This window comes from Cohaesibacter celericrescens, from assembly GCF_002866925.1.
Classification (GTDB): Bacteria; Pseudomonadota; Alphaproteobacteria; order Rhizobiales; family Cohaesibacteraceae; genus Cohaesibacter; species Cohaesibacter celericrescens.
Genome location: NZ_PKUQ01000052.1, coordinates 21,883 through 43,203 on the forward strand (window position 1 = coordinate 21,883; position 21,321 = coordinate 43,203).

At 50.5% G+C, this 21,321-nt stretch carries 21 protein-coding genes; 10 read left to right on the plus strand and 11 right to left on the minus strand.

The genetic code is table 11. From position 1 onward, the window contains the following. Positions 1-10: 10 nt before the first annotated feature. Positions 11-1,873, minus strand: coding sequence for an ATP-dependent zinc metalloprotease FtsH (gene ftsH / locus C0081_RS19820; protein WP_101535476.1), 1,863 nt, complete (start codon positions 1,871-1,873; stop codon positions 11-13). Between the two features lie 441 nt (positions 1,874-2,314). Here ftsH and C0081_RS19825 point away from each other — a divergent pair, with 441 nt between their 5' ends. From C0081_RS19825 to C0081_RS19845, 5 genes are read left to right on the plus strand one after another with little or no spacing between them, the layout of a single operon-like run. After that, positions 2,315-3,283 carry a thiamine pyrophosphate-dependent dehydrogenase E1 component subunit alpha gene (locus tag C0081_RS19825; protein ID WP_101535477.1) on the plus strand — a complete coding sequence of 323 codons (969 nt, stop codon included), beginning with the start codon at positions 2,315-2,317 and terminating at the stop codon, positions 3,281-3,283. A gap of 23 nt (positions 3,284-3,306) precedes the next feature. Further along, positions 3,307-4,317, plus strand: coding sequence for an alpha-ketoacid dehydrogenase subunit beta (locus tag C0081_RS19830; RefSeq protein WP_101535478.1), 1,011 nt, complete (start codon positions 3,307-3,309; stop codon positions 4,315-4,317). Continuing rightward, positions 4,317-4,628, plus strand: coding sequence for a biotin/lipoyl-containing protein (locus C0081_RS19835; protein ID WP_101535479.1), 312 nt, complete (start codon positions 4,317-4,319; stop codon positions 4,626-4,628). Before C0081_RS19830 ends, C0081_RS19835 begins: the two co-directional genes overlap by 1 nt. A 32-nt stretch (positions 4,629-4,660) precedes the next feature. Next, entirely contained in the window at positions 4,661-4,966 is a 306-nt protein-coding gene (locus tag C0081_RS19840; protein WP_101535480.1) for a DUF6506 family protein, read from the plus strand. Positions 4,967-5,000: 34 nt separating this feature from the next. Next, entirely contained in the window at positions 5,001-5,780 is a 780-nt protein-coding gene (locus C0081_RS19845; protein WP_101535481.1) for a 2-oxo acid dehydrogenase subunit E2, read from the plus strand. A 56-nt stretch (positions 5,781-5,836) separates the two neighbouring features. Here the strand turns inward: C0081_RS19845 and lplAB are convergent, their stop codons facing one another. The 8 genes from lplAB to lsrF form a co-directional block, all read right to left on the minus strand. Next, complete coding sequence (gene lplAB / locus C0081_RS19850; protein ID WP_101535482.1) at positions 5,837-6,886, minus strand: lipoate-protein ligase LplAB; 1,050 nt, start codon at positions 6,884-6,886, stop codon at positions 5,837-5,839. A gap of 289 nt (positions 6,887-7,175) precedes the next feature. Then, entirely contained in the window at positions 7,176-7,925 is a 750-nt protein-coding gene (locus C0081_RS19855) for a ribulose-phosphate 3-epimerase (RefSeq protein ID WP_101535483.1), read from the minus strand. Between the two features lie 37 nt (positions 7,926-7,962). Beyond that, on the minus strand, positions 7,963-8,259 hold the full coding sequence (locus C0081_RS19860) for an antibiotic biosynthesis monooxygenase (protein WP_101535484.1): 297 nt from the start codon (positions 8,257-8,259) through the stop codon (positions 7,963-7,965). Between the two features lie 124 nt (positions 8,260-8,383). Continuing rightward, a complete protein-coding gene (gene lsrB / locus C0081_RS19865; protein ID WP_210200577.1) occupies positions 8,384-9,418 on the minus strand; it encodes an autoinducer 2 ABC transporter substrate-binding protein LsrB in 1,035 nt (344 codons plus the stop codon). A 74-nt stretch (positions 9,419-9,492) separates the two neighbouring features. Then, positions 9,493-10,500, minus strand: a complete 1,008-nt coding sequence (locus C0081_RS19870; RefSeq protein WP_101535486.1) for an ABC transporter permease subunit — start codon at positions 10,498-10,500, stop codon at positions 9,493-9,495. A gap of 4 nt (positions 10,501-10,504) precedes the next feature. Beyond that, entirely contained in the window at positions 10,505-11,587 is a 1,083-nt protein-coding gene (lsrC, locus tag C0081_RS19875; protein ID WP_210200570.1) for an autoinducer 2 ABC transporter permease LsrC, read from the minus strand. Further along, positions 11,581-13,101, minus strand: a complete 1,521-nt coding sequence (gene lsrA / locus C0081_RS19880; RefSeq protein ID WP_101535487.1) for an autoinducer 2 ABC transporter ATP-binding protein LsrA — start codon at positions 13,099-13,101, stop codon at positions 11,581-11,583. The genes lsrC and lsrA overlap by 7 nt, the downstream gene beginning before the upstream one ends. 126 nt (positions 13,102-13,227) lie before the next feature. Beyond that, entirely contained in the window at positions 13,228-14,109 is an 882-nt protein-coding gene (lsrF, locus tag C0081_RS19885; protein WP_101535488.1) for a 3-hydroxy-5-phosphonooxypentane-2,4-dione thiolase, read from the minus strand. Positions 14,110-14,459: 350 nt separating this feature from the next. On the opposite strand from lsrF, the gene C0081_RS19890 reads away from it, so the two are divergent. From C0081_RS19890 to pdxY, 4 genes are all read left to right on the plus strand, one after another. Next, entirely contained in the window at positions 14,460-15,398 is a 939-nt protein-coding gene (locus C0081_RS19890; protein ID WP_101535489.1) for a sugar-binding domain-containing protein, read from the plus strand. Further along, the gene (gene lsrK, locus C0081_RS19895) at positions 15,398-16,969 is read left to right on the plus strand and encodes an autoinducer-2 kinase (RefSeq protein ID WP_101535490.1); all 1,572 of its coding nucleotides are present in this window, start codon (positions 15,398-15,400) and stop codon (positions 16,967-16,969) included. Before C0081_RS19890 ends, lsrK begins: the two co-directional genes overlap by 1 nt. A gap of 203 nt (positions 16,970-17,172) precedes the next feature. Continuing rightward, entirely contained in the window at positions 17,173-17,544 is a 372-nt protein-coding gene (locus tag C0081_RS19900) for a cupin domain-containing protein (protein ID WP_101535589.1), read from the plus strand. Between the two features lie 108 nt (positions 17,545-17,652). Then, a complete protein-coding gene (gene pdxY / locus C0081_RS19905; protein ID WP_101535491.1) occupies positions 17,653-18,507 on the plus strand; it encodes a pyridoxal kinase PdxY in 855 nt (284 codons plus the stop codon). Between the two features lie 205 nt (positions 18,508-18,712). On the opposite strand, the gene C0081_RS19910 is transcribed toward pdxY, so the two are convergent. Continuing rightward, entirely contained in the window at positions 18,713-19,219 is a 507-nt protein-coding gene (locus C0081_RS19910; RefSeq protein ID WP_101535492.1) for a hypothetical protein, read from the minus strand. 29 nt (positions 19,220-19,248) lie between these two features. After that, positions 19,249-19,977 carry a hypothetical protein gene (locus tag C0081_RS19915; protein WP_101535493.1) on the minus strand — a complete coding sequence of 243 codons (729 nt, stop codon included), beginning with the start codon at positions 19,975-19,977 and terminating at the stop codon, positions 19,249-19,251. 438 nt (positions 19,978-20,415) lie between these two features. Here C0081_RS19915 and prpB point away from each other — a divergent pair, with 438 nt between their 5' ends. Beyond that, positions 20,416-21,300, plus strand: a complete 885-nt coding sequence (gene prpB / locus C0081_RS19920; protein ID WP_101535494.1) for a methylisocitrate lyase — start codon at positions 20,416-20,418, stop codon at positions 21,298-21,300. Positions 21,301-21,321: the final 21 nt, after the last annotated feature.

Sequence of the window (21,321 nt, forward strand, 5' to 3'; positions counted from 1 at the left end):
AGCTTGTCTCCTACGTAGCTCTGTCTTGGTGTGCCTCAAGCCGCCGATTGGTCTCAGTAGCCTCTGGTTTATTGTTGCCTCGTGATATAGGGGGGAAATCTACCGGCGTAATGGTTTCCTTCTCTAACAAGAGGGCGGCACCCGCCTTCAGATCGGATAAATGCGCGGATAAAATTGTCTTGGCCTTCTGATAGGACTCTTCAATCAGTTGGCGTACGGCCAGATCGACCTCGCGGGCCGTCTCTTCTGAATAGTCCTTGGCCGCCATGCCAAAGACCTGCTGTTCCATAAACTTGCCGTGTTTATCCTCCAAAACAGATTGACCTAATTTTGCAACCATTCCGAACCGCGTGACGCATTCCCTGGCGATATCCGTTGCTTTGGCCAAATCGTCGGTCGCACCGGTTGAAACCTCTTCAAACACCAATTCCTCGGCAGCCCTTCCCGCCATCAGAACGATCATGCGATCTTTTAACTCACAGAATGTAATCAAAAAGCGGTCTTCGGTCGGCCGTTGCATTGTATAGCCGAGAGCCCCAATCGAACGCGGAATGATTGATACTTTATGCACCGGATCAGAGTGGACAACATTCGCGGCAGCTAGTGCGTGGCCCATTTCGTGATGCGCAACGCGGGTCCTTTCTGCAAGTCCCAGCACTCTGGATTTGCGCTCTACACCAGCCACGATACGTTCCACTGCCGCTGTCAAATCCGCCATGGTCACCTGATCCCCATCCCGTCGGGTAGCCACGATAGCGGCCTCATTCACAAGATTGGCAAGATCTGCCCCGGTGAAACCCGGCGTAATCGCGGCGACCTGATCCAGATCGACGTCGTCCGAGAGGGTCACACCCTTGGCATGTACTTTAAGAATGGCCATGCGGCCTTTGCGCTCGGGCCGATCCACCACAATCTGCCGATCAAACCGGCCCGCACGCATAAGAGCAGCATCCAGTATTTCCGGCCGGTTTGTTGCCGCCAAAAGAACAATACCCACCCTTGGATCAAAGCCATCAAGTTCAGAAAGGAGTTGGTTCAGTGTCTGCTCCTTTTCGTCTCCGCCGCCATAGCCAGCCGATGCGGACCGAGCACGCCCAAGTGCATCCAATTCATCGATAAAGATAATGCAGGGTGCCGCCTTACGCGCCTGTTCAAACAGGTCACGCACACGCGCTGCACCAACCCCGACAAACATCTCGACAAATTCCGAGCCAGAAATCGAAAAAAATGGCACTCCGGCCTCCCCAGCCACCGCACGCGCCAACAATGTTTTGCCCGTTCCGGGAGGACCAACCAGAAGAATGCCCTTTGGAATATGAGCACCCAAACGCCCATATTTTTCCTTATCCCTGAGGAAGGAAACAATCTCCTGTAATTCCGCTTTTGCCTCATCCACACCTGCAACATCCTTGAAAGAAACTCCGGTTTTCGTTTCCAGATAAACCTTCGCTTTGGACTTGCCTATGTTCACAAGATTGCCATACCCCTGCCCACCCGAAACACGGCGAATCAAAAACATCCAGAGAGCAAAGAATATTAAAAGAGGAGCAACCCAAGAGAAAAGCGTGGTCAGCCAGTTCTGATCTGAGGCTCCGGTGAATGAAACATCATACTTTTCCAATTCGGTCGCAAGATTGGGATCGATGCGATTGGCAACAAAATAGCTTTTGCCATTCTCCGGATCTTTGAACACCCCGCGGATTTTACTTTCAGTGATCGTTAATTCCGAAATCTGGCCCATTTTTAGATAGGACAGAAACTCGCTATATTGTAGGGACACCACACTGCGATTACCGATCCATATTTGCAGGGCGACCAACAGCACACCAGCGACCATCCAAAAGGTCCAATTGAATTGTTTTTGTCTGTCCATCGTCAGGCTCCGGCTCATGTTCGAGTGGCGTGGTTTTCCTTACTGGATCCCCAAAACAAACTAACTGTAAAAACCCCCATCCAATTGACGCGCATCAATATGCTAACGCAGCTCGCTGAAGGGCCAGAGCTTGGTGACTCTCTCGCGATTTGCGTCCCTGAATTGCAAATTGATATTCGTCAATCATGAAGCCCCAGCGATGCCTAAATTCTCCTCAGGACCTCCGCTGATAACAGGAATATGGAGGATCTCTTTGAAAGCGCGAGGGAGTATCACGCCAGACTTGGAGAGTTGGTCGATGATATTCTTGGTCCAGTAAACCTATTTGGTGAACTTGCCCGGAAGACATGGCAACGCGTTGTTTTGATATTTCAGCTTCAAAGGCTGCGGTCATTCAATCATTCCAGATTTCTAAATATCTGCAATCAAAGGAAAATTGACATGAAAATTGATAAGGTAACATTGCTTGAGGGATACCGTAAAATGCAGACAATCCGCGAATTTGAGGAACGTGTGCACAAGGAATTCATGACTGGTCAAATCCCTGGATTTGTCCATCTATATGCAGGTGAAGAAGCGTCTGCCGCCGCCATTATCCAGCAACTTGGAGACAATGACACGGTTGCAAGCACCCACCGTGGGCATGGCCATTCAATTGCCAAAGGCTGTGATGTCAAAGCCATGATGTTGGAAATTTTTGGTCGTGGAGATGGACTGTGTGGTGGCAAGGGCGGGTCAATGCACATCGCCGATATGGACGTAGGAATGCTGGGAGCGAACGGCATTGTTGGCGCAGGCTCCCCTTTGGCATGTGGTGCTGCGCTTTCAGCCAAAGCACTCAAAACGGGCGGACTTTCAACCGTGTTCTTCGGGGATGGCGCTTTCAACCAAGGCACAACGGCTGAATCGATGAATTTTGCCCGCGTTTACGATCTTCCGGTTCTGTTTGTACTAGAAGACAATGGTTATGCGGAATCGACTTCCAGCTCTTGGTCTATTGGTGGTCATAATCCGGTACGGCGCGCAGAAGGTTTTGGTATTCCCGGTACTCGCATAGATGGCCATGATTATTTTGCCGTCTACCGCGCTGCTGAAGAAGCCATCGCAGCCATCCGCAACAATGAAGGGCCGCGCTTTATCCATATCGAATTCACCCGATATTACGGCCACTTCGAAGGGGATGCCTCATCCTACAAACCACCCCATGAAGTCAGAGACGAGCGCCGCTATCTTGATGCCCTGAAATTCTTCCGCGCTCGGACGACGGGTGGTGGAATGCTGAAACTCGAAGAACTCGACGCCATTGATGCCGAGATCAAAACATTGATCGACGAAGCTGTTACCGAGGCAAAAGCCGCATCGGTACCCGATCTTTCAACACTCACGACAGACGTTTATCTGTCCTACTGATCTCGGAAATTTGGAGAATTATTATGTCTGTAAAAACTTTCCGCGAAGCCTTGAACGAAGCCATGCGCGATGAAATGCGCCGCGATCCTAAAGTCATCCTTCTGGGCGAAGATATTTCCGGCGGCATGGGGTCAGGCGGTGAACAGGATGCTTGGGGCGGCGTGCTCGGAGCAACCAAAGGTTTGATGCCAGAATTCGGTCGTGAACGTGTCTATGATACGCCGATCACCGAGAGTGCTTTTATCGGGGCCGCCGCAGGGGCTGCCCTGACAGGACTGCGCCCCGTGGCTCAATTGATGTTTATCGACTTCTTTGGTGTCTGTGGTGATCAGATCATGAACCAGATGGCAAAGTTTCGGTATATGTTCGGCGGCAAGGCGACGACACCTGTTGTGGTGCGCACTCTATATGGTGCCGGGTTTGGTGGTGCCAGCCAGCATAGCCAATGTTTGTATCCAATGTTGACTCATATTCCCGGCCTCAAAGTCGTTATCCCATCATCGCCTTATGAAGCAAAGGGCTTGCTGTCACAGGCGATCCGAGACGACGATCCCGTTGTCTTCTTTGAGCACAACACAATGTTTGAAGACAAAGGCGAAGTACCGGACGAGCCCTACACGATACCATTTGGTGTAGCCAATATTGAGCGTGAAGGCAAAGATGTCACTGTGGTCGCTATCGGCCGCATGGTTGGTTTTGCAAAAACCGCCGCAGACAAACTTGCCAAAGAGGGGATCGAATGTACCGTGCTTGATCCGCGCACAACCTCTCCGCTGGATTCAGACGCCATTCTGGCATCCGTTAAAAAAACGGGACGATTGGTTGTTGTTGACGAAGCCTCGCCACGGTGTGGTATGGCGTCAGACATTTCAGCAATTGTTGCGGAACATGCCTTTGGTGCCCTCAAAGCACCGATCAAACGGGTGACACCACCACATTGCCCCGTACCTTTCGCACCCAATCTGGAAAACGCCTATATTCCAGACGTTGAAGACATCAGTGCTGGGGTGCGTGCAGCAATGGAGGCAATTTGATGACAAGTCAGGCTATTATTCCCATCACCATGCCGAAATTTGGCATGACGATGCGAGAAGGCAAGGTTGCCGATTGGCAAGTTGAGGCTGGAGACGAGGTGGGAGAAGGTGACGAAATCGTCAGCATCGAAACCGAAAAAATCACCAATAGCTGTGAAGCACCGGCGGACGGCGTATTTCGCCGCCGCCTCGCCGACAGTGGAGACACGCTGCCGGTAGGGGCTTTGATCGGAGTGATAGCCACCAGCGAAACAACGGAGGCCGACATAGATGCTTTTGTTGCCAACTTCAAATCACAAGAGGAGGCCTGATCGCTCAGGCGATTGGGCTTGGGAGAATAACAATGAGCCTGAAAGCAGCCTTTATATTTCTAGACACCGGAGCAAATTCTAAGACCGATAGAAGCGTGGTTTCGACTCCGGGCGTCGAGCTAACAGTGGTCGGAACGGCAAACTACGCCGACGCCGAAGCGGTCGCCCGTCATTTGGTAGAAGATGGAATTGTTGCGATTGAATTATGCGGGGGATTTGGCACCTCCGGGGTGGCTAGAATTTCAAACGCAATCGATGGAAAAGCAGCCGTGGGAGCGGTGCGATTTGATATTCACCCAGGTCTGGGAAACAAAAGTGGTGACAGCATTTTTGGCTAATCGAACGCACAGCTAAACCATCGGCGCGGCAACCATGAAAGGCACGACAATGGGCAATGCAAACAAAAAATCCGACAAATCTGAGACGGTCCCTGCCTATGATTATGCCCTGTTTGGCGAAGTGGAAAATCGCCCTCTCGACACCATCCGGCAGATCATCGGCACTCGAATGACCGCGAGCTGGCAAACGGTTCCCCATGTTACTCACCATGATGAAGTGGATATAACCGAGCTTGAAACAGTGCGGCATCAAAAGAATGCGGCGACAGATGCAGATGGTCAGAAACTTTCGGCGTTGTCTTTCGTTATCAAGGCTTGCGTTTCCGGGTTGAAAAAATTTCCGGATGTAAACTCGTCGCTGGATGTGTCCGGTAAATCACTTCACTTGAAACACTATTATAATATCGGTATGGCAGTGGATACTGCCGCAGGGTTGATCGTTCCGGTTTTGAAAAATGTGGATCAATTAACCCTGACTGAGATTGCCACGGCTGCCGAACAACTGGCTGACAGGGCGCGCAACGGCAAACTCGGATATGCTGATGCTGAGGGCGGCACATTCACAGTGACAAGCCTTGGAAAACTTGGAGGCACGGGCTTTACACCGATCATCAACGCGCCAGAAGTGGCGATATTGGGCGTCTCCCGTGCAAAGCAAAAGCCAATAGCATATGACGGCGCTATAGTGCTTCGGCTAATGTTGCCCTTGTCCTTATCCTATGATCATCGTGTGATTGATGGTGCCAAAGCAGCCCGTTTCATGGGTTTTATTCGCGAACAATTGCAAAGCCCTGAGCAATTGATGGCAGATTAATTTAAGCAAAGGGCGACCCAAAGCCGCCCATTGCTGCATGGCGCTAAAACGTCCAATCAGGGGATCTGATGCAGCCAATCGGTGGAAGAGAATTTGCTTTTCGCCAGCTCTTCAGCCGCTGCATATTCTTGCGGTGTAATGTTGCCAATTTTACCACCATTCAGAGAAAGAAATGTCTCTTTCATATGATCGATAACGGCCTGACGCTCAAGACCGGTCTGGCTGCGCACCGGATCGACCCGTTTGGCCGCACTGGCGGTGCCTTTGTCCGACAGCTTTTCTTTGCCAATCCGCAGCACCTGCATCATCTTTGTCGCGTCCATATCATAGGCCATGGTGACATGATGCAGAACGGTCTTGCCCAAGTAACGTTTTTGAGCCGCCCCGCCAATTTTGCCCTTTGTGCTCGATATATCATTCAGCGGTTTGTAAAAGGCGTCGATACCCAGTCCATTGAGCGCTTTCAAAACCCAATTATCCAAAAATGCATATGAATCCGCAAAGCTCATATTGCCAACCAGATCGATCGGAGCATAAAGCGAGTAGGTGATCGCCGTGCCCTTTTCAACGAACATGGCCCCCCCACCGGTAACGCGCCGTACCACATCCACGCCCAGACGCTCTGCGGCATCCATATCAACTTCATTTTTCAAAGATTGAAAACAGCCGATAATAACCGCTGGGCGCTCCCATTCCCAAAACCGCAGGGTTGGGGCGCGCAGGCCTGCGGCGACTTCTCTTGCCAGAATATCGTCAAGCGCCAGATGCATGGCGGGGGACACGCCCTTTTCATCAATCACCTGCCATTCAAAATCGTGCCATGACTTGTTAACGCCAAGGGCGCGGCGCACCGCAATTGCAATGGCTTCAAATGTGAAGCCAATCAACGCAACATCAGCATCCACGCCTTTGCGTACAGCCGCGATAATCTCTTCCGCAGAAGCTTCAGCGGACAAGCCTTCGAGGGCTTTGCAAATATCACTCAATGCTTCCGCCGGTTCGAGGAAAAAATCACCGGCAATCTGGACATCAGCCAGACGGCCGTCTTTGACGTCCAAATCAGCAACGACCAATTTTCCACCATGCACCTTATACTCACCATGCATATGAAATTTCTCCTGATTTAAGAATAACTTGAAACAAACAATACCCAGTTGAAGGGTAGGGCATAGGGGCCCGTTATAACAAGACCAATTGTAGGCAAGGCTTTATAACGCAAGGGGCTACCAACGAAATATAATGGGTTGGAAAACTGGGTAGGAATGATTTTGGATCATATAGCACACTGCACCACATAAAAAAGCAAGCCTCCGGCAAGGCTTGCTTTGTCGTGAAGAGCGACCTTGCAATCGCTCCCGTTCTTTTGCTTTATGGAGTAAAGAACACCTCCGTTTTTTATAGGCCCGAAAGCTTTTCCAGATTGCTTGCGATACTAGAACCGGCTGCAAATACAGCACTACCGCTCACAATGATATGAGCACCCATGTCTCGTGCAACAGGGTAGGTTCTGGCATTGATGCCACCATCAATCGCAATGAGAGGATCAACATTCTGCTCCTGTGCCATTGCACGAAGATCCGCAATCTTGCTAGCCAAGGCCTTGTCTGGCCCGCCACCACCCCATCCGGGATCAACGGCAACAAAAGTCACCATTTCTAACTTACCAAGAACCGGTTTGAGATATTGAACCGGCGTTGCCGGATTAAGTGCTACCGAGCGGATGACTTTGCGACCTGACGGGTTGCCGTTCTTATCTGACGGAGCCACAGGAACATCCAACGCCACCAGCGCGCGATGCAGATGGGTCATGCCCTCGGCATGCACATGCACAATGTCAGCGCCGGCCAAGAGATGGGCAGGAATCTGGGTCAAAGGATCGGATACCATCAGATGCACATCTTTAAGCATTGTTGTATCCGCTGCCTTGACCAATCCCGCTCCTGCCGTCATCAAGGGGCAAAAAACCCCGTCCATCACGTCAAAATGCAGCAGGGCAACACCGGCTTCTTCCAAGCTTTTAATGGCGGCACCGTAGGCCATCGCGTCAGCTGCGAGCAACCCGACGCTGACTTGCGGACTGTTTTTTCGCAACCATTGAACAAGCGTCTCACGAGAGGCCCGGTCTTCTTGCGTCATTTCTACCATATGTCACCTCGCCTTAACTACGTGAATGAAAGGTCGATTATCGTGGAAGCCAGACACCGGACAAAACGCGGTGTGTGCGAGGGCCTGTCATGATGCCTTCGAGCTCTGATTTCACTTTAAGATAATGGGGTGTCTGTTTGTGCGCCTTGACCGCATCCTCGTCTTCATACGCTTCATAGATTATGAATTTGCAGGCATCATCGGGATCTTGCAGAACATCAAATCGGATGCAGCCCGGCTCCTTGATGGACCCTTCATGATTGGGCAGGAAAACACGTAGAAAATCTTCTATGCGATCAGGTTTAACCTGAATTTCAACCAGAGTGACGTGCATGGGTAGCTCCTTTTTCAGAGGCGATTGAGTGCAGACTGTTGTTCCTTGAACAGGACAAGAAAATGGCCAAAGGGGATGCCCCTTTGACCGCGTTTGAGGGCACGATTAAACCGTGCAATCATTCTTAGAAGTTGAAATCATCAATGTTTTCTTTGTTGAAGACTTGACGCTCTGGCAACAAAATGATGCCACTGCCTTCTGCTTCATAGTCATAACCCTGAACACTGTTAGGGCTTACTTCAACCGTTCCAACGCCAGGAACTTCGAGTTTGTCACCAACGCTCATTTGGCCATGTTCGACCAGATAGTTGGAAACATAAGTCGAGATGCGGCCCTGTTTGGTTACGTCCCACAGGCCGAATTGCGTAACGGTGTCACGTTTGACATAGGGGCGCATAACGTTCGGAGTGGAGAAACCAACGATGGTGACATCACCATTGCGTTTGAGGTTTTCTGCCGCTTGAGCCGCTGCAGGAAGAGCGTTTGCATCTGGGCAGATCATGATATCAAGATCTTTGTAAGCCTGAAGGATACCTTCAGCGGTCTGCAAAGATTTTTGAGCATCATTGTAACCATATTGCGTAGTGACAATTTCCCATTCAGGATGTTCTTTAGCAATCTTGGCTTTAGCCGCAGCAGTCCATGCATTCTGGTCGGTTACGGTTGGGCTGGAATAGAAGAAGGCAACTTTTGCTTTCTTTTTGGTGACTTGATCGGCAGCCATATCAACCAATAAGGCACCAAGCTGATCTGGAGTACCCTGGTTGATGTAGATGCTGCGGCATTCTGGGTTTACGTCTGAATCCCATGTCAGGATTTTAACGCCGCGTTTCATGGCGCGTTTCAGAGCTGGGCACAAACCATCGGGAGACACTGCAGAGATGGAAATGGCTTTATAGCCTTGGTTCACAAAGGTATTGATATATTGAACCTGACCAGAAACAGATGGTTCGGTAGGGCCATCATAGGTGACTTCCACACCGAGTTCCTTACCAGCATCCATAGCACCCTGTCCACCAGAGGTGAAAAAGCCAACACCAACCAATTTAGGGATAAAGGCAAGACGACCTTTGTCGGCTGCGATTGCAGGTGTCAGCATGCTGGTTGCTGCCAAGCCCATTGCTAGAGCGAAAGAAATTTTGCCTATGTGTTTCATAATGTTACTCCCAAGGTTTTATTACTATTCCTGCGTCCGGATTTCTCTCGGCTGGCAGGGGCTCTCCCGACGTCGAGCTATGCTTTTCGATTGCCGACGTTGTGCAGGACACGCCACTGGAGATAGTGAATGCGTCCTATTTCTGTCAGACTGCGCAGGGCAACCACCACGACAAGCAATGCACCTGAAAGCGCATTGGAGACATGGCTGGAAACACCGACAATCTGCAATCCAGTTTGAAAATATCCCACCACCAGCACAGCAAGGGCGGTGCCTAGAATGGTGCCTGACCCACCATAGATACTGGTTCCACCCAATACGACGGCCGTGATTGCGGGCATAAGAGCTGCGGCCCCGAAATCAGATCGTGCCGAGCCGAAGTAAGACGCCAGAACAAGACCTGACAGTGCCGCCATGACGCCTGTAAGCGCATAGGCAATGGTCAATGTTCTGAACTGGGGCATGCCTGCATAACGGGCAGCACGTGGATTTTGACCAATCAAGTAAATATAGCGGCCAAAGCGGGTGCGATGCAGCAGCAGCATAAAGACCACTGTACAGACAAGGAAAATCACCATCGGGAAAGGCAGCCCCAAAACATCCAAGTTGGCCAGCTCAACAAAGCTATCGTCAAAACCGGAGATGCCTTCATATCCAGAGGCACCACTGAGGCCAGACAAAACCAACGCAGCCCCGGAGAACAGGAAGCTAGATCCCAACGTAATGACAAGCGGATTAACCTGCGCCACCTGAATCGCAACCGAGTTGATCACGCCGGTCAAGCCACCCACACCAAGGGCGCAGAAGCAAGCCAGCCAAATATTCATGCCAGCGACCCACAGTAGACCCAATGTGATGGCAGACAATCCCATAACGGCCCCGATGGAGAGGTCTATCCCGCCGGTGATGATCACCAGCGTCAGAGCCAGAGCAACAATCCCGATATGGATAAAATCGCTGGTGGAATAGAGCAACGTCGATGGCAGTAAGAATGCGGGGTTTAGAGCACCAAAGAACAGGATTTCACCTACCAGCAAGAGAGCGAGTACGGTTTCCCAGCGTTTGAAAAAGCTAAGTTTTGTCATGCCCTTACACCCCCTTGGCGTCAGATGCTGTGGCCGCATGAACGGCCGTTGGTTCGGTTGCCTTTGATTGGTCGTCTGCGGCGCTGGCTGTCATGGCCGAAGCATCAGGCTCAAGGAATTTGCGGTATTTGTGGTAACGCATGGACTGGGCCATGGCTTCGCGGATGCGACCATCAACAATCAGCACAATCAACAAGATGGCTCCGGCGATCATGTCGTTCCAAAAAGCATCAAGGCGCAACATTACGAGCACGGAGTCGATTGACGTCATGAAATAGGCACCAAGCGTGGCACCGATCACCGTACCGGTACCCCCCAACAGGCTAACACCACCCAAAACACCCGATGCAATGGCACGCATTTCCATGCCATTGCCCGCAGTGTTGGGTATGAACCCGATCTGCGCGGCAAAGATCACACCAGCCAGCGCTGCCAGAACACCATTAATTGCGTAGGCAGTGAGCTGTACGGTGTTGACCCGAATGCCCAAGAGGCGCGCCCCTTCGCGGTTGTCTCCAACTGCAAAGATAGATTGGCCAAACGCTGTGTAGCGTAGGAAAACATGAGCTGCGATCAACAGGACAAGAACCGTGATAGCCAAAGGAGACAGACCCCAAATCGCTGCGTGGGATAGATCCTTAAACCCCTCAGGCAGGCCTTCAATCCATTTGCCACCGGTCGCCAAATGAACAAAGCCACGATACAGGCCCAAAGTGCCGAGGGTTGAAACGATGGCGGGAACGCGCAAAATAGCAACCATAAATCCGTTAAACAGACCACAGGCCAGACCGACCAACAGCGCAATAAAGATGCTAAGCGGGATACCCAAACCAGCATTCATGCAGATGCCGCCAATAGCAGCAGCAAGCCCCATGATCGAGCCGACCGAAACATCAAGTCCTCGGGTTGCCATAACCATCGTGGCACCGATGGCCAGAACAAATAAGGTCAATGAGTTGTTGTAGATAGAAATGACCGTCTCGACCGAAAGGTAACTGGAATCCACGATCCCCAAAACGACAAACAGAAGAAGGATAATGATGGCAACCGACGCTTCGCGGTTGCTTTGCAAGAACCGTATCAGCATGATGCTTTTACCTCCTCTGTATTAACGCCAAAGGACATCTGGGCGATGGCATCAACCGTAATCTCCTTGCCTTCGAGCATGCCGGCTGGATGGCCGTGTGCCATAGTCAGCACCCTTTGGCTAAGCCGTTGAACTTCGTCATGGTCTGAGGAAATCAACAGGATAGCGACACCACTGGTGGCCAGCTCGTCGATGATCCGGTAAATATCGGCCCTGACCGCAACATCAACGCCGCGTGTTGGCTCATCCAGAATGAGAACACGAGGCTTGGCCGCCAGACATTTAGCCAGTAAGATTTTTTGTTGATTGCCGCCAGAAAGGGTTTTGACAGCTTGCCCAGAGTCGGAACAAACAATGCCAAGTTTCTTGACATATTCCTGAAAGCGGATTTCTTCCTTATCCACTTGCAACCAGGCCGGTTCCCGATAAAGAACCAGAGACGATGCATTCCAACTCAGCGGCGCATTGACAAACAGGCCACTTGATTGCCGATCTTCAGGCAGATAGACCAATCCCATATCAAGGCTCATCTGAGGGGATGTGTGAGTTGCATCTTCACCGGCAATCAAAACCTTGCCGCGCGCGACTTTGCGAATACCATAAATGGTTTCGGCCAGTTCCGTACGGCCAGAGCCGACGACACCGGCGAGACCGAGCACTTCACCTGCTTTGATGCTAAAAGACAGATGCGCGAAGCCTTCACCGCACAAATCTTTCACTTCCAGAACAGGTTCACCGTAGCTTTCGGCCTGATGGCGATCACCCAGAACATTTCCGGTTCCACCCTCGACATGGGTCATGGCGCGCACGATCTCGGGATCGGTGTATGTCTTGGGAGGACCTGCCATGACCACTTTGCCGTCACGCAGAATACTGACAATGTCGGCAATTTCGCGAATTTCGTTCAGCTTGTGGCTGATAAAGAAAATACCCACACCTTGCGCTGTCAGGGCGCGCATTCTTTCAAACAGACGATTCACTTCACGTGGGGTGAGGGCGGATGTGGGCTCATCGAGAATGAGGATTGAAGCGTCGCGGATAAGGCCGCGCAGAATTTCCACCATCTGCTGGTCGGCAACTTCAAGCTGGCCTGCGGGGGACTGCAGATCCAGATTGGCGCCAACTTCCTTGATCAAAGCAATCAGACGGGTGTGCAGCTCCGATCGATTGCCCTTCATATTCATAAGGACATTTTCTTCGATGCTGAGATTTGGAAACAGCATCGGTTCTTGTGGGACCAGGTGAATACCCAACTGGCGCGAAAGAACCGGCGTTAGCTTGTTGGCATGCTCGCCATTAATATAGAGGTCTCCCTGATCCACGTGGTGCAGCCCGGCAATGATACGCATGAGCGTAGATTTACCTGCACCATTTCCTCCTAGAAGGGCATGTATTTGGCCGGTTTCAAGCGTGAGATCAACACCTTTCAAGACAGCAACACTGCCAAAATACTTCCAGATATTGTCGGCCTGAATGAGTTTTTTGCGTTGGCCAGACGGCTCAAGACCCGCCATACGAAAGCACTCCTCGATCAATTGTTTGTCTGCAGCTTTTTGCTGCTTCCTCCTGTCGCGGCCTGAAGCGGCCGCGACTTGATTTTCGTGCTTGAGAGCCAAGCCCTCAAAATCAGTTACGCATCCTTAAGCAGACGCTTTTTCTGACTCATAGATCTGGATCGCTTTTTCAGGTTTTTCACCGTCATGAACCACAGCACGCACAGCCTTGATCATGCCAACGGGGCAATCGGACTGGAAGATGTTGCGGCCCATATCAACGCCGTGGGCCCCCTGATCAATTGCTTTGTAAGCCATGGTCAGAGCATCCATTTCTGGTAGTTTTTTGCCGCCAGCAATCACGATTGGAACCGGACATCCGGCAACCACTTTTTCAAAGCCTTCTTCGATGAAGTAGGATTTAACAATATGCGCGCCAAGCTCTGCACAAATGCGGGTTGCAAGACTGAAATAGCGCTGGTCGCGAGCCATATCCTTGCCAACACCTGTTACAGCCATCGTTGGAATGCCATACCGGTTGCCTGTATCAATCAGCTTGATCATGTTGGCCAAAGACTGATGTTCATATTCAGCGCCAATATAGACGTTTGTGGTGATAGCCGAAGCATTGAGGCGGATGGAATCCTCTATATTGACAGCAACCATCTCGTTGGACAGTTCGGTCAATACGCTCATGCCACCCGAACAACGCAGGACGATCGGCTTGCGGCTGTCAGCAGGCATGGTAGCGCGTAGGCCACCACGGGTGCACATCAGGACGTCTGTATAAGGGATCAGCGGACGAATAGTTAGGTCAAGGCGTTCCAAACCGGTTGCCGGCCCCTGAAAATATCCATGATCGAAAGCGAGCATGACGGCATTGCCACTTTTGGGTTGGAAAATTCTGGCAAGACGATCCTGCATCCCCCAATCCAACGCATTGGCGCCTCTTACCGGAAATGCTTTTGTTTCAACTGGTATATCAACACCAAAGTCCTTGCCTTCTTTAATATCATCAAGATCTGCCATGAGTGTCTCCCGTTTCTTACCTGCGCTGGCGAACCCGTTTCATTCAATTAGGGCGTTCATATGAACACAGCTGCATCAAAATCTCACTCGAAGTATGCCTGCAAATCAACATATGTCAACCGAAATTACGTATCAATTGTTTTTGCATTGTACATATGATCAATTTTTAACAATCTAAAAGACCTCTAAAAGATATATTATCTATATGATTCTAAAAGAAAATACCTCATACAATGGGTAATTTTGGCGACTTAGTGGGTAATTTGTTCGTTCAAAAGCTATTGATCAATAGGTTCTTTTGTGATCATATGAACAAGGAAATTCTCAAATGCGGATAGATCGTGATCATTATGAGCGACGACTTTACAGTTGAACACCAGGACGCAGAACTCCTTAGTCGAGTTGCATGGTATTATTATCATGATGGTATGACTCAAAGTGAAATTGGCGCGGCATTAAATCTGTCCCGGATCAAGATCTCCAGAATGCTGGAAAAGGGCCGCAAAATGGGATTGATTCATATTCATATCAATTCTAACTACGGTGGTTGTTTTGCTCTGGAGTCGCGATTACAAGAATTGTTCGGCTTGCGAGAGGTGCGGGTTATACCCGGTGATGAAAGTGAAAACTCTACAGTCCGAATTGCAGAAGCGGCCAGTCAATATCTTATGGGCAAACTAAAAACGGCTGATTTGCTTGCCGTTGGTTGGGGGGCCACCGTTATGGGCGCGCTGCAAAGGCTCGCACAGACACTGTCCCACCGGGATATTTCACTGGTCAGTCTCACAGGCGGCGTGGCAGCCTATATAGAAGGTGTTGCTTCCGGTCGCAGCGCCCAGAATGTCCACCTCATTCCAGCTCCCTTGCTTGTCTCTAATCCCGACCTAGCCCACAGCTTAAGAACTGAGCGGCATGTAGTCGATGTGATGAATATGGCCAAAACGGCCAATTATGCTCTTGTCGGCATCGGTGCAGTGGCCAATCAGGCCACGCTGGTTACATCGGGATATGCGACGGGGTCGCAATTTGAAGCTTTCCGGCGCCAAGGCGCGGTGGGCGACATTATTGCTGTTTTCTTTGACAAGGATGGCAACGTGCTCGACCTGCCATTCCACGACACATTAGTTGGGCTCGATCTTGAGGCCCTTCGGAATATTCCCAATGTCGTTGCTGCCGCATGTGGGCAGAATAAGGTCGAGGCAATCCGTGCGGGGGCCAAGGGAAAGCATTTCAACGTGCTTATCACCGATGAACCGACGGCTCTGGCTATGATCGAGGGAGAAGCATGATGAGTGATGCATCAGGGTATGTATTGGCAATCGACGCAGGCACAGGCAGTGGCCGCGCCGTGATTTTTGATAGTACGGGGCACCAGATTTCTGTTGATCAGGAAGAGTGGACCCATCTTAGTGACCCTCGATTTCCTGGATCGATGGAATTTGACTGCAAGGCAAACTGGGCGCTTTTGAAAAAATGCATCGCAACCGCACTTAAAAAAGCAAATCTTTCCGGCGATGATATTCGAGCCGTCAGTGCGACCAGCATGCGCGAGGGGATTGTGATCTATGATGAGGATGGCAATGAACTCTGGGCCTGCGCCAATGTCGACTCGCGTGCGTCCGAGGAAGTACGCGCATTACAGGCCAATAACCCCGAGCTGGAGCGCGACGCTTATCGTGTGAGTGGTCAAAGCTTTGCGCTGGGGGCCATTCCGCGGATCAAGTGGCTAGAGCGCCATTTGCCTGAGGTCTATGAAAAAATGGGCAAACTGTCCATGCTGTCCGACTGGATTTTGATGCGCCTTTCCGGTGAAATTGCGTCCGATCCGTCCAACGCGGGCACAACTGGCATCTTCTCCCTCGAGCATCGCACTTGGGATTTGGATATAGCCCGCCGAGCCGGCATCAAAGACACGATCTTCCCGCCGGTTGTCGAAACCGGAACCCCCATTGGCAAGGTGACGGCAAAGGCAGCTGCAGACACTGGATTGAAAGAAGGCACACTTGTCGTCATGGGCGGCGGTGATGTTCAACTGGGTGCACTGGGTCTTGGTGTGTCACGTCCCGGGCAAGCAGCTGTGTTGGGCGGCACCTTCTGGCAGGAAGTGGTCAATATGCCAAATCCTGTAACGGATCCCAATATGCGCATTCGCATCAACCCACACGTGGTTCCCGGCGTCAGCCAAGCCGAAGGCATCGCCTTCATGGTTGGCATGACCACACGCTGGTTCAGAGATGCCTTTTGTCAGGAAGAAACACGCATCGCCAAAGAGCGTGGCATTGACGTCTATGCATTGCTGGAAGAAATGTCTGCCAAGGTCCCCGTTGGAGCCAATGGCATTATTCCCATTTTCAGCGATGTTATGAATATGGGGGCATGGTATCATGCTGCGCCTTCCTTATTAAACCTGTCACTGGATGCCAGCCAGTGCGGCAAGCCCCAAATATTTCGGGCAATTCAGGAAAATGCCGCCATTGTGGCTTCAGAAAACCTGACTATGGCCGCAAGCCTTGCAGGTGTGACGCTGGATGAACTGGTCTTTGCCGGGGGCGCCTCAAAAGGCACTCTGTGGTGCCAGATTCTCGCGGATGCCACAGGGCTTCCCGTCAAGGTGCCTGTCGTGACTGAGGCGACGGCATTTGCTGCAGGTCTTGCAGCTTGGGTTGGTCTTGGCGTCTATGACAGCTTGCCAGAGGCGGCGGATGCAGCCGTACGTTGGGAAAAGCGGATAGAGCCAGACGCAACCAAACACGGTCTTTATCGCGACATTGCCCAGCGTTGGCGCGAAGCTTATGCCCCCCAACGAGATCTGGTGGATCGAGGGATCACCCAGTCCATGTGGAAAGCTCCCGGATTATAACAGCTCCTTTTGTCCCATCCCAATTTTCGCGCTTGTTTCTTTTTACTGCCTAAGTTCCGATGACGATATTGGTTCCTCTCAAGACAATCATCGTCATCAATCCTATCAGCACTCTTTCGTGTTTCCAGATATTCAATTGCCAACGGAACATGGAAGGTCTAGCCAGAGGCTATTCATCCCATTGGGGATGGGTAGACAAACAAATGTTTAAAACGTCAGAAAGTGACCATTCCTATCGGTTTGAAGACCACGGCCCCAAATATTTACAACGGGGCCCCCGCTCGGATATCGGCGTTGTCACCTTACAGCCCGGTCAGCATTTTCCAGCTCACAAACACAGCTTGATTGAGGAAAATTTTCTCACCATTGCCGGTGAAGTGCATATGTATGTGGATGGAGATCTACATGTGTTGGGTGTCGGGGATTTTGCTCGCTGCGACCCTGGCGAAACCCACTATGTGATCAATAAGGGAGATATCGCTTGGAAGGCTGTTTTTATCAAAGCACCTTATAATCCAACCGATGGTACTCCGGTAGACTGGACCCCTGAGGATGGAAAATCCATCTTTGAATAAACGTGACAATCAGGCGTCTTGACTATGCCTCATTACTCTTATTCATTCTTATAAGAATTTATGGACTGATTTTCCTAAAATAGAATTTTTTGAAAGTGCAGGTGTGTTTTGAAAGGCATTCTTTCTATTCAATCTCACGTCACCTATGGCCATGCCGGAAACAGCGCGGCCGTCTTCCCGATGCAGCGCATGGGGTTGGAAGTGTGGCCTATTCATACGGTACACTTCTCCAATCACACCCAATATCCCCAAGGTTGGACGGGAGATGTGGTGTCCGCAGACAGCATAAGCAAGGTTTTTGACGGACTGGCCAAGCTTGATATTCTTGGCGACATATCAGCGATCGTCACCGGCTATATGGGAGATGCGTCCCATTGCAACGTCATTGCCGACATTGTGACAAGGGTAAAACAAGAGAATCCTGATTGCCTGTATGTATGTGACCCTGTTATGGGCGCTCCCGACAAAGGGTGCATTGTGAGCGATGGTGTTGCAGAACGCCTTATCGGCACCCTGATGCCGATGGCCGACATTCTTGTACCCAATCAGTTCGAGCTGACTCAATTTACCGGCATGGAGATCAACTCCCTAAAAGACGCAGCTGCAGCCTGTGCCAAAGCCCGATCTCAAGGGCCCAATATGGTGGTAGCCAAGCATTTGCACAGCGTTGAAGGGGTTGCCTTTTCCATGTTGATGGCAAATGAAGATGGGACTTATTTGGTGCAGCGTCCACACCTGACATTTGAACGTCAGCCGGTTGGCGTCGGCGATATGATCTCTTCAACTTTTGTTGCCGGTCTGTTGACTGGTTGTGATCCTGTTCAGGCCTTTGAGCATTGTAACAATGCCGTTTATGGTGTTTTAAAAACGACCGAGGAAGCAGGGGAATGGGAGTTGCAAACCATTGCCGCTCAGCGGGAATTTGAAACACCGACAAGCGATTATAAAGCCTTGAAGCTTTAGCATTCACGCCCGCAGCCGAGAGCCCCTCGATTGCCCTCGTCATCAAACGAGAGCCATTATCAACGGGTCAACGGGAGAGCTTCTGAAACAGGATTATGCTAAAAACTGTTTTGAAGCTCTCTTTGACTATATCGAGAGTGCCCACCCCTTAAAGCGACTTAACGCCGCCACGCATTCAAAAGGCCTATCGAGAACCTTCAATGCGTTACTGCGTTGCGTTTGGCACAGTGTCAGTCTGGTCCAATATGGTTGTTTGACTGGTCGCTATATTCTCCAACTCAACGAAGATCCCGCCGTCCTGTAGACGAGCGATGCTAATGACAACATTGTCTGAAAGGGCGACAATCGAGTAAGGGAAAGACCCATTTGCCTGCAGAAGGTCGTAATAAAAGGGATACAATAAATCGTTGGCTTGTCCCTGCGGATCATACCGAAATTTCGCACCAAAAACCGCGTAGATGTCCTTTTCACATAGCCGCAGCCAGATTAAGCTCGCCGCGTTCGATGCTTCGAAAATGTCTCGCGTTGGGTGAGACCAGTTTACCATATCAACATCGCGGCAATCGTTGCCGAAACGCGCCATCAGGCTGGTTGTCGCGTCGGACCAAGGTTCGTTCCGCTCCTGAAGGGGAGCCTGCGCCAGCGAGCTGGCAGAAAAACCAATGACCATGAAAAGGACAACCAAATTGCAGACCAGATTTGCTTTAGTCATATGAATATTCCGGATTGGCTTTTGAATTCTCATATTTGAGCCCCATCCATTTTAATCAGCCGCTTTTTGAAGAAGGCCGCCAGCTTCACACCTTTGCTGTCCAACACCTGCAGGATTTTGATGATTTCTTCGTCATACCCCGCACCGGCAATGCTGACATGCCGTCCATCTTTCAGGAGAATCTCCATGCCCGTCCGGTCACGGGCCAACAACAAAGCCCCCGCTCCTGCATATTGGCCGCTAGCCATCATGAATGGTGCGAGCAGATAGAGCCAAGAAGGCACCCCCCGACGATAACGTTTAACTTTATTCATCGCTTTATAGGGGATAGCGTGACAGGAAAAGGCTGAAGATATGACCAATTCATCTGGTCGGATCACGATCCAATAACTGGAGTATAGCGCTCCAATGATCCAGAATGCAGAACAGGCAACCGCCATCGGCCAGAGCACAACCGACATAGGATGGATAGTACCCCAGTTCGGCTCGGCAATCGCTGCCCAGATTGGAGCAACAACAAAGAATGAAGACAACACAAACCCAATCCAGTCCGGCCCGGTTTGTGATGCTCCTTTATCATATCGAAGCGCAATTTGAGGGGCAGGGACGACAGGCAGATAGCGATAGAGACAAATCGCGACACCAATCCAGAGGATGGCATAGAGATAATGATCATAGCCGATTTGAATCAACCCCAAAATCAATAGGCCCAAAACGGATACACGCCGAAAAAACTCTGTTCGTCCCGCACGCGTCATCAATCGATATCCTTTTGACGGCCTGCCAAATCCAAAAAATCAATTCACCTAACGGTGTTTGGCTGACTGCCTTATCATAGGCAGCATCTGGATGTTATGAGTGCCATTCTACCGCATAGGCCGATCAACAAGTATGATACAGCCGTCCCATGTGACAATTTGCAATGTCTCAAAAAATGTCAACACCGACAAATCATAGATCCTTCAGAAACAAGCGCGTCCTTAAGGTTTAGAGAATTAGATCACAATATGATCTTTTATCAATTTTTTTGGATAGAGAGATCCATTTTTTGCGATATATTGTTAAATAGAGAATAAAAATCAGCAAAAAGTTCATATTATGATGTTGACAATCATTTATATTCATAATGTAATCAAATAATAAGTCGATTGAATTAAAATGACCACAATATGAACTTTCATGCAAGGACCAAGATAATGCAAAATTCCGCTGGGGCAAAATTCCGGAAATCTCTGGAAGAAGAAAACCCGCTTCAGGTGATAGGCGCTGTAAACGCCTACACAGCAATGATGGCTGAACGGGTCGGGTATAAGGCGCTCTATCTCGCAGGAGCAGGCGTCGCTAACGCGTCCTACGGATTGCCTGATCTTGGAATCACCAATTTGACCGACGTACTCACAGACCTGCGACGCGTGACGGATGCAACTGATCTGCCGGTGCTCGTCGATGTCGATACAGGCTTTGGTGGGGCCTTTACTATTTCCCGCCTCGTACGCGGATTGATCAAAGATGGCGCTGGCGCGATGCATATGGAAGATCAGGTTCAGCTCAAACGCTGTGGCCATCGCCCGGGCAAAGAAATCGTATCCAAAGAAGAAATGGTCGATCGTATCAAGGCCGCAGCTGACGCAAAAACGGACCCGAATTTCTTTATCGTTGCGCGCACAGATGCGTTGGCAATTGAGGGGTTGGATGGGGCTATTGATCGCGCCTGTGCTTATGTCGAAGCTGGCGCGGACATGATTTTTGCCGAGGCATGCACGGAACTGAGCCAATACAAAGCCTTTGTCGATGCAATTGACACTCCATATCCGGTTCTGGCAAACATTACCGAATTTTCCAAGACGCCAAACTTCACCCTTGATGAATTGCGTAGTGTTGGTGTCTCCGCCGCTCTCTATCCGCTCTCCGCAACCCGTGCAATGAATGCTGCTGCGCTTAAAGTGTTCCGCCATATCCGTGAACACGGCGGGGCAAAAGGTGTGCTCGATATCATGCAGGATCGTGAGGAACTTTATGATTTTCTGAATTATCACGAATATGAGGCAAAGATCGACGATTTGTTCCGCGCCAATAAATAATAAATAACCTTAGGGAGGAGA

Bases quoted from the DNA above. Each gene is read 5' to 3' on its own strand.
- ftsH (WP_101535476.1), bottom strand. From the start codon at position 1,873: ATGGACAGACAAAAACAATTCAATTGGACCTTTTGGATGGTCGCTGGT.
- C0081_RS19825 (WP_101535477.1), top strand. From the start codon at position 2,315: ATGAAAATTGATAAGGTAACATTGCTTGAGGGATACCGTAAAATGCAG.
- C0081_RS19830 (WP_101535478.1), top strand. From the start codon at position 3,307: ATGTCTGTAAAAACTTTCCGCGAAGCCTTGAACGAAGCCATGCGCGAT.
- C0081_RS19835 (WP_101535479.1), top strand. From the start codon at position 4,317: ATGACAAGTCAGGCTATTATTCCCATCACCATGCCGAAATTTGGCATG.
- C0081_RS19840 (WP_101535480.1), top strand. From the start codon at position 4,661: ATGAGCCTGAAAGCAGCCTTTATATTTCTAGACACCGGAGCAAATTCT.
- C0081_RS19845 (WP_101535481.1), top strand. From the start codon at position 5,001: ATGAAAGGCACGACAATGGGCAATGCAAACAAAAAATCCGACAAATCT.
- lplAB (WP_101535482.1), bottom strand. From the start codon at position 6,886: ATGCATGGTGAGTATAAGGTGCATGGTGGAAAATTGGTCGTTGCTGAT.
- C0081_RS19855 (WP_101535483.1), bottom strand. From the start codon at position 7,925: ATGGTAGAAATGACGCAAGAAGACCGGGCCTCTCGTGAGACGCTTGTT.
- C0081_RS19860 (WP_101535484.1), bottom strand. From the start codon at position 8,259: ATGCACGTCACTCTGGTTGAAATTCAGGTTAAACCTGATCGCATAGAA.
- C0081_RS19870 (WP_101535486.1), bottom strand. From the start codon at position 10,500: ATGACAAAACTTAGCTTTTTCAAACGCTGGGAAACCGTACTCGCTCTC.
- lsrC (WP_210200570.1), bottom strand. From the start codon at position 11,587: ATGCTGATACGGTTCTTGCAAAGCAACCGCGAAGCGTCGGTTGCCATC.
- lsrA (WP_101535487.1), bottom strand. From the start codon at position 13,101: ATGGCGGGTCTTGAGCCGTCTGGCCAACGCAAAAAACTCATTCAGGCC.
- lsrF (WP_101535488.1), bottom strand. From the start codon at position 14,109: ATGGCAGATCTTGATGATATTAAAGAAGGCAAGGACTTTGGTGTTGAT.
- C0081_RS19890 (WP_101535489.1), top strand. From the start codon at position 14,460: ATGAGCGACGACTTTACAGTTGAACACCAGGACGCAGAACTCCTTAGT.
- lsrK (WP_101535490.1), top strand. From the start codon at position 15,398: ATGAGTGATGCATCAGGGTATGTATTGGCAATCGACGCAGGCACAGGC.
- C0081_RS19900 (WP_101535589.1), top strand. From the start codon at position 17,173: ATGTTTAAAACGTCAGAAAGTGACCATTCCTATCGGTTTGAAGACCAC.
- C0081_RS19910 (WP_101535492.1), bottom strand. From the start codon at position 19,219: ATGACTAAAGCAAATCTGGTCTGCAATTTGGTTGTCCTTTTCATGGTC.
- C0081_RS19915 (WP_101535493.1), bottom strand. From the start codon at position 19,977: ATGACGCGTGCGGGACGAACAGAGTTTTTTCGGCGTGTATCCGTTTTG.
- prpB (WP_101535494.1), top strand. From the start codon at position 20,416: ATGCAAAATTCCGCTGGGGCAAAATTCCGGAAATCTCTGGAAGAAGAA.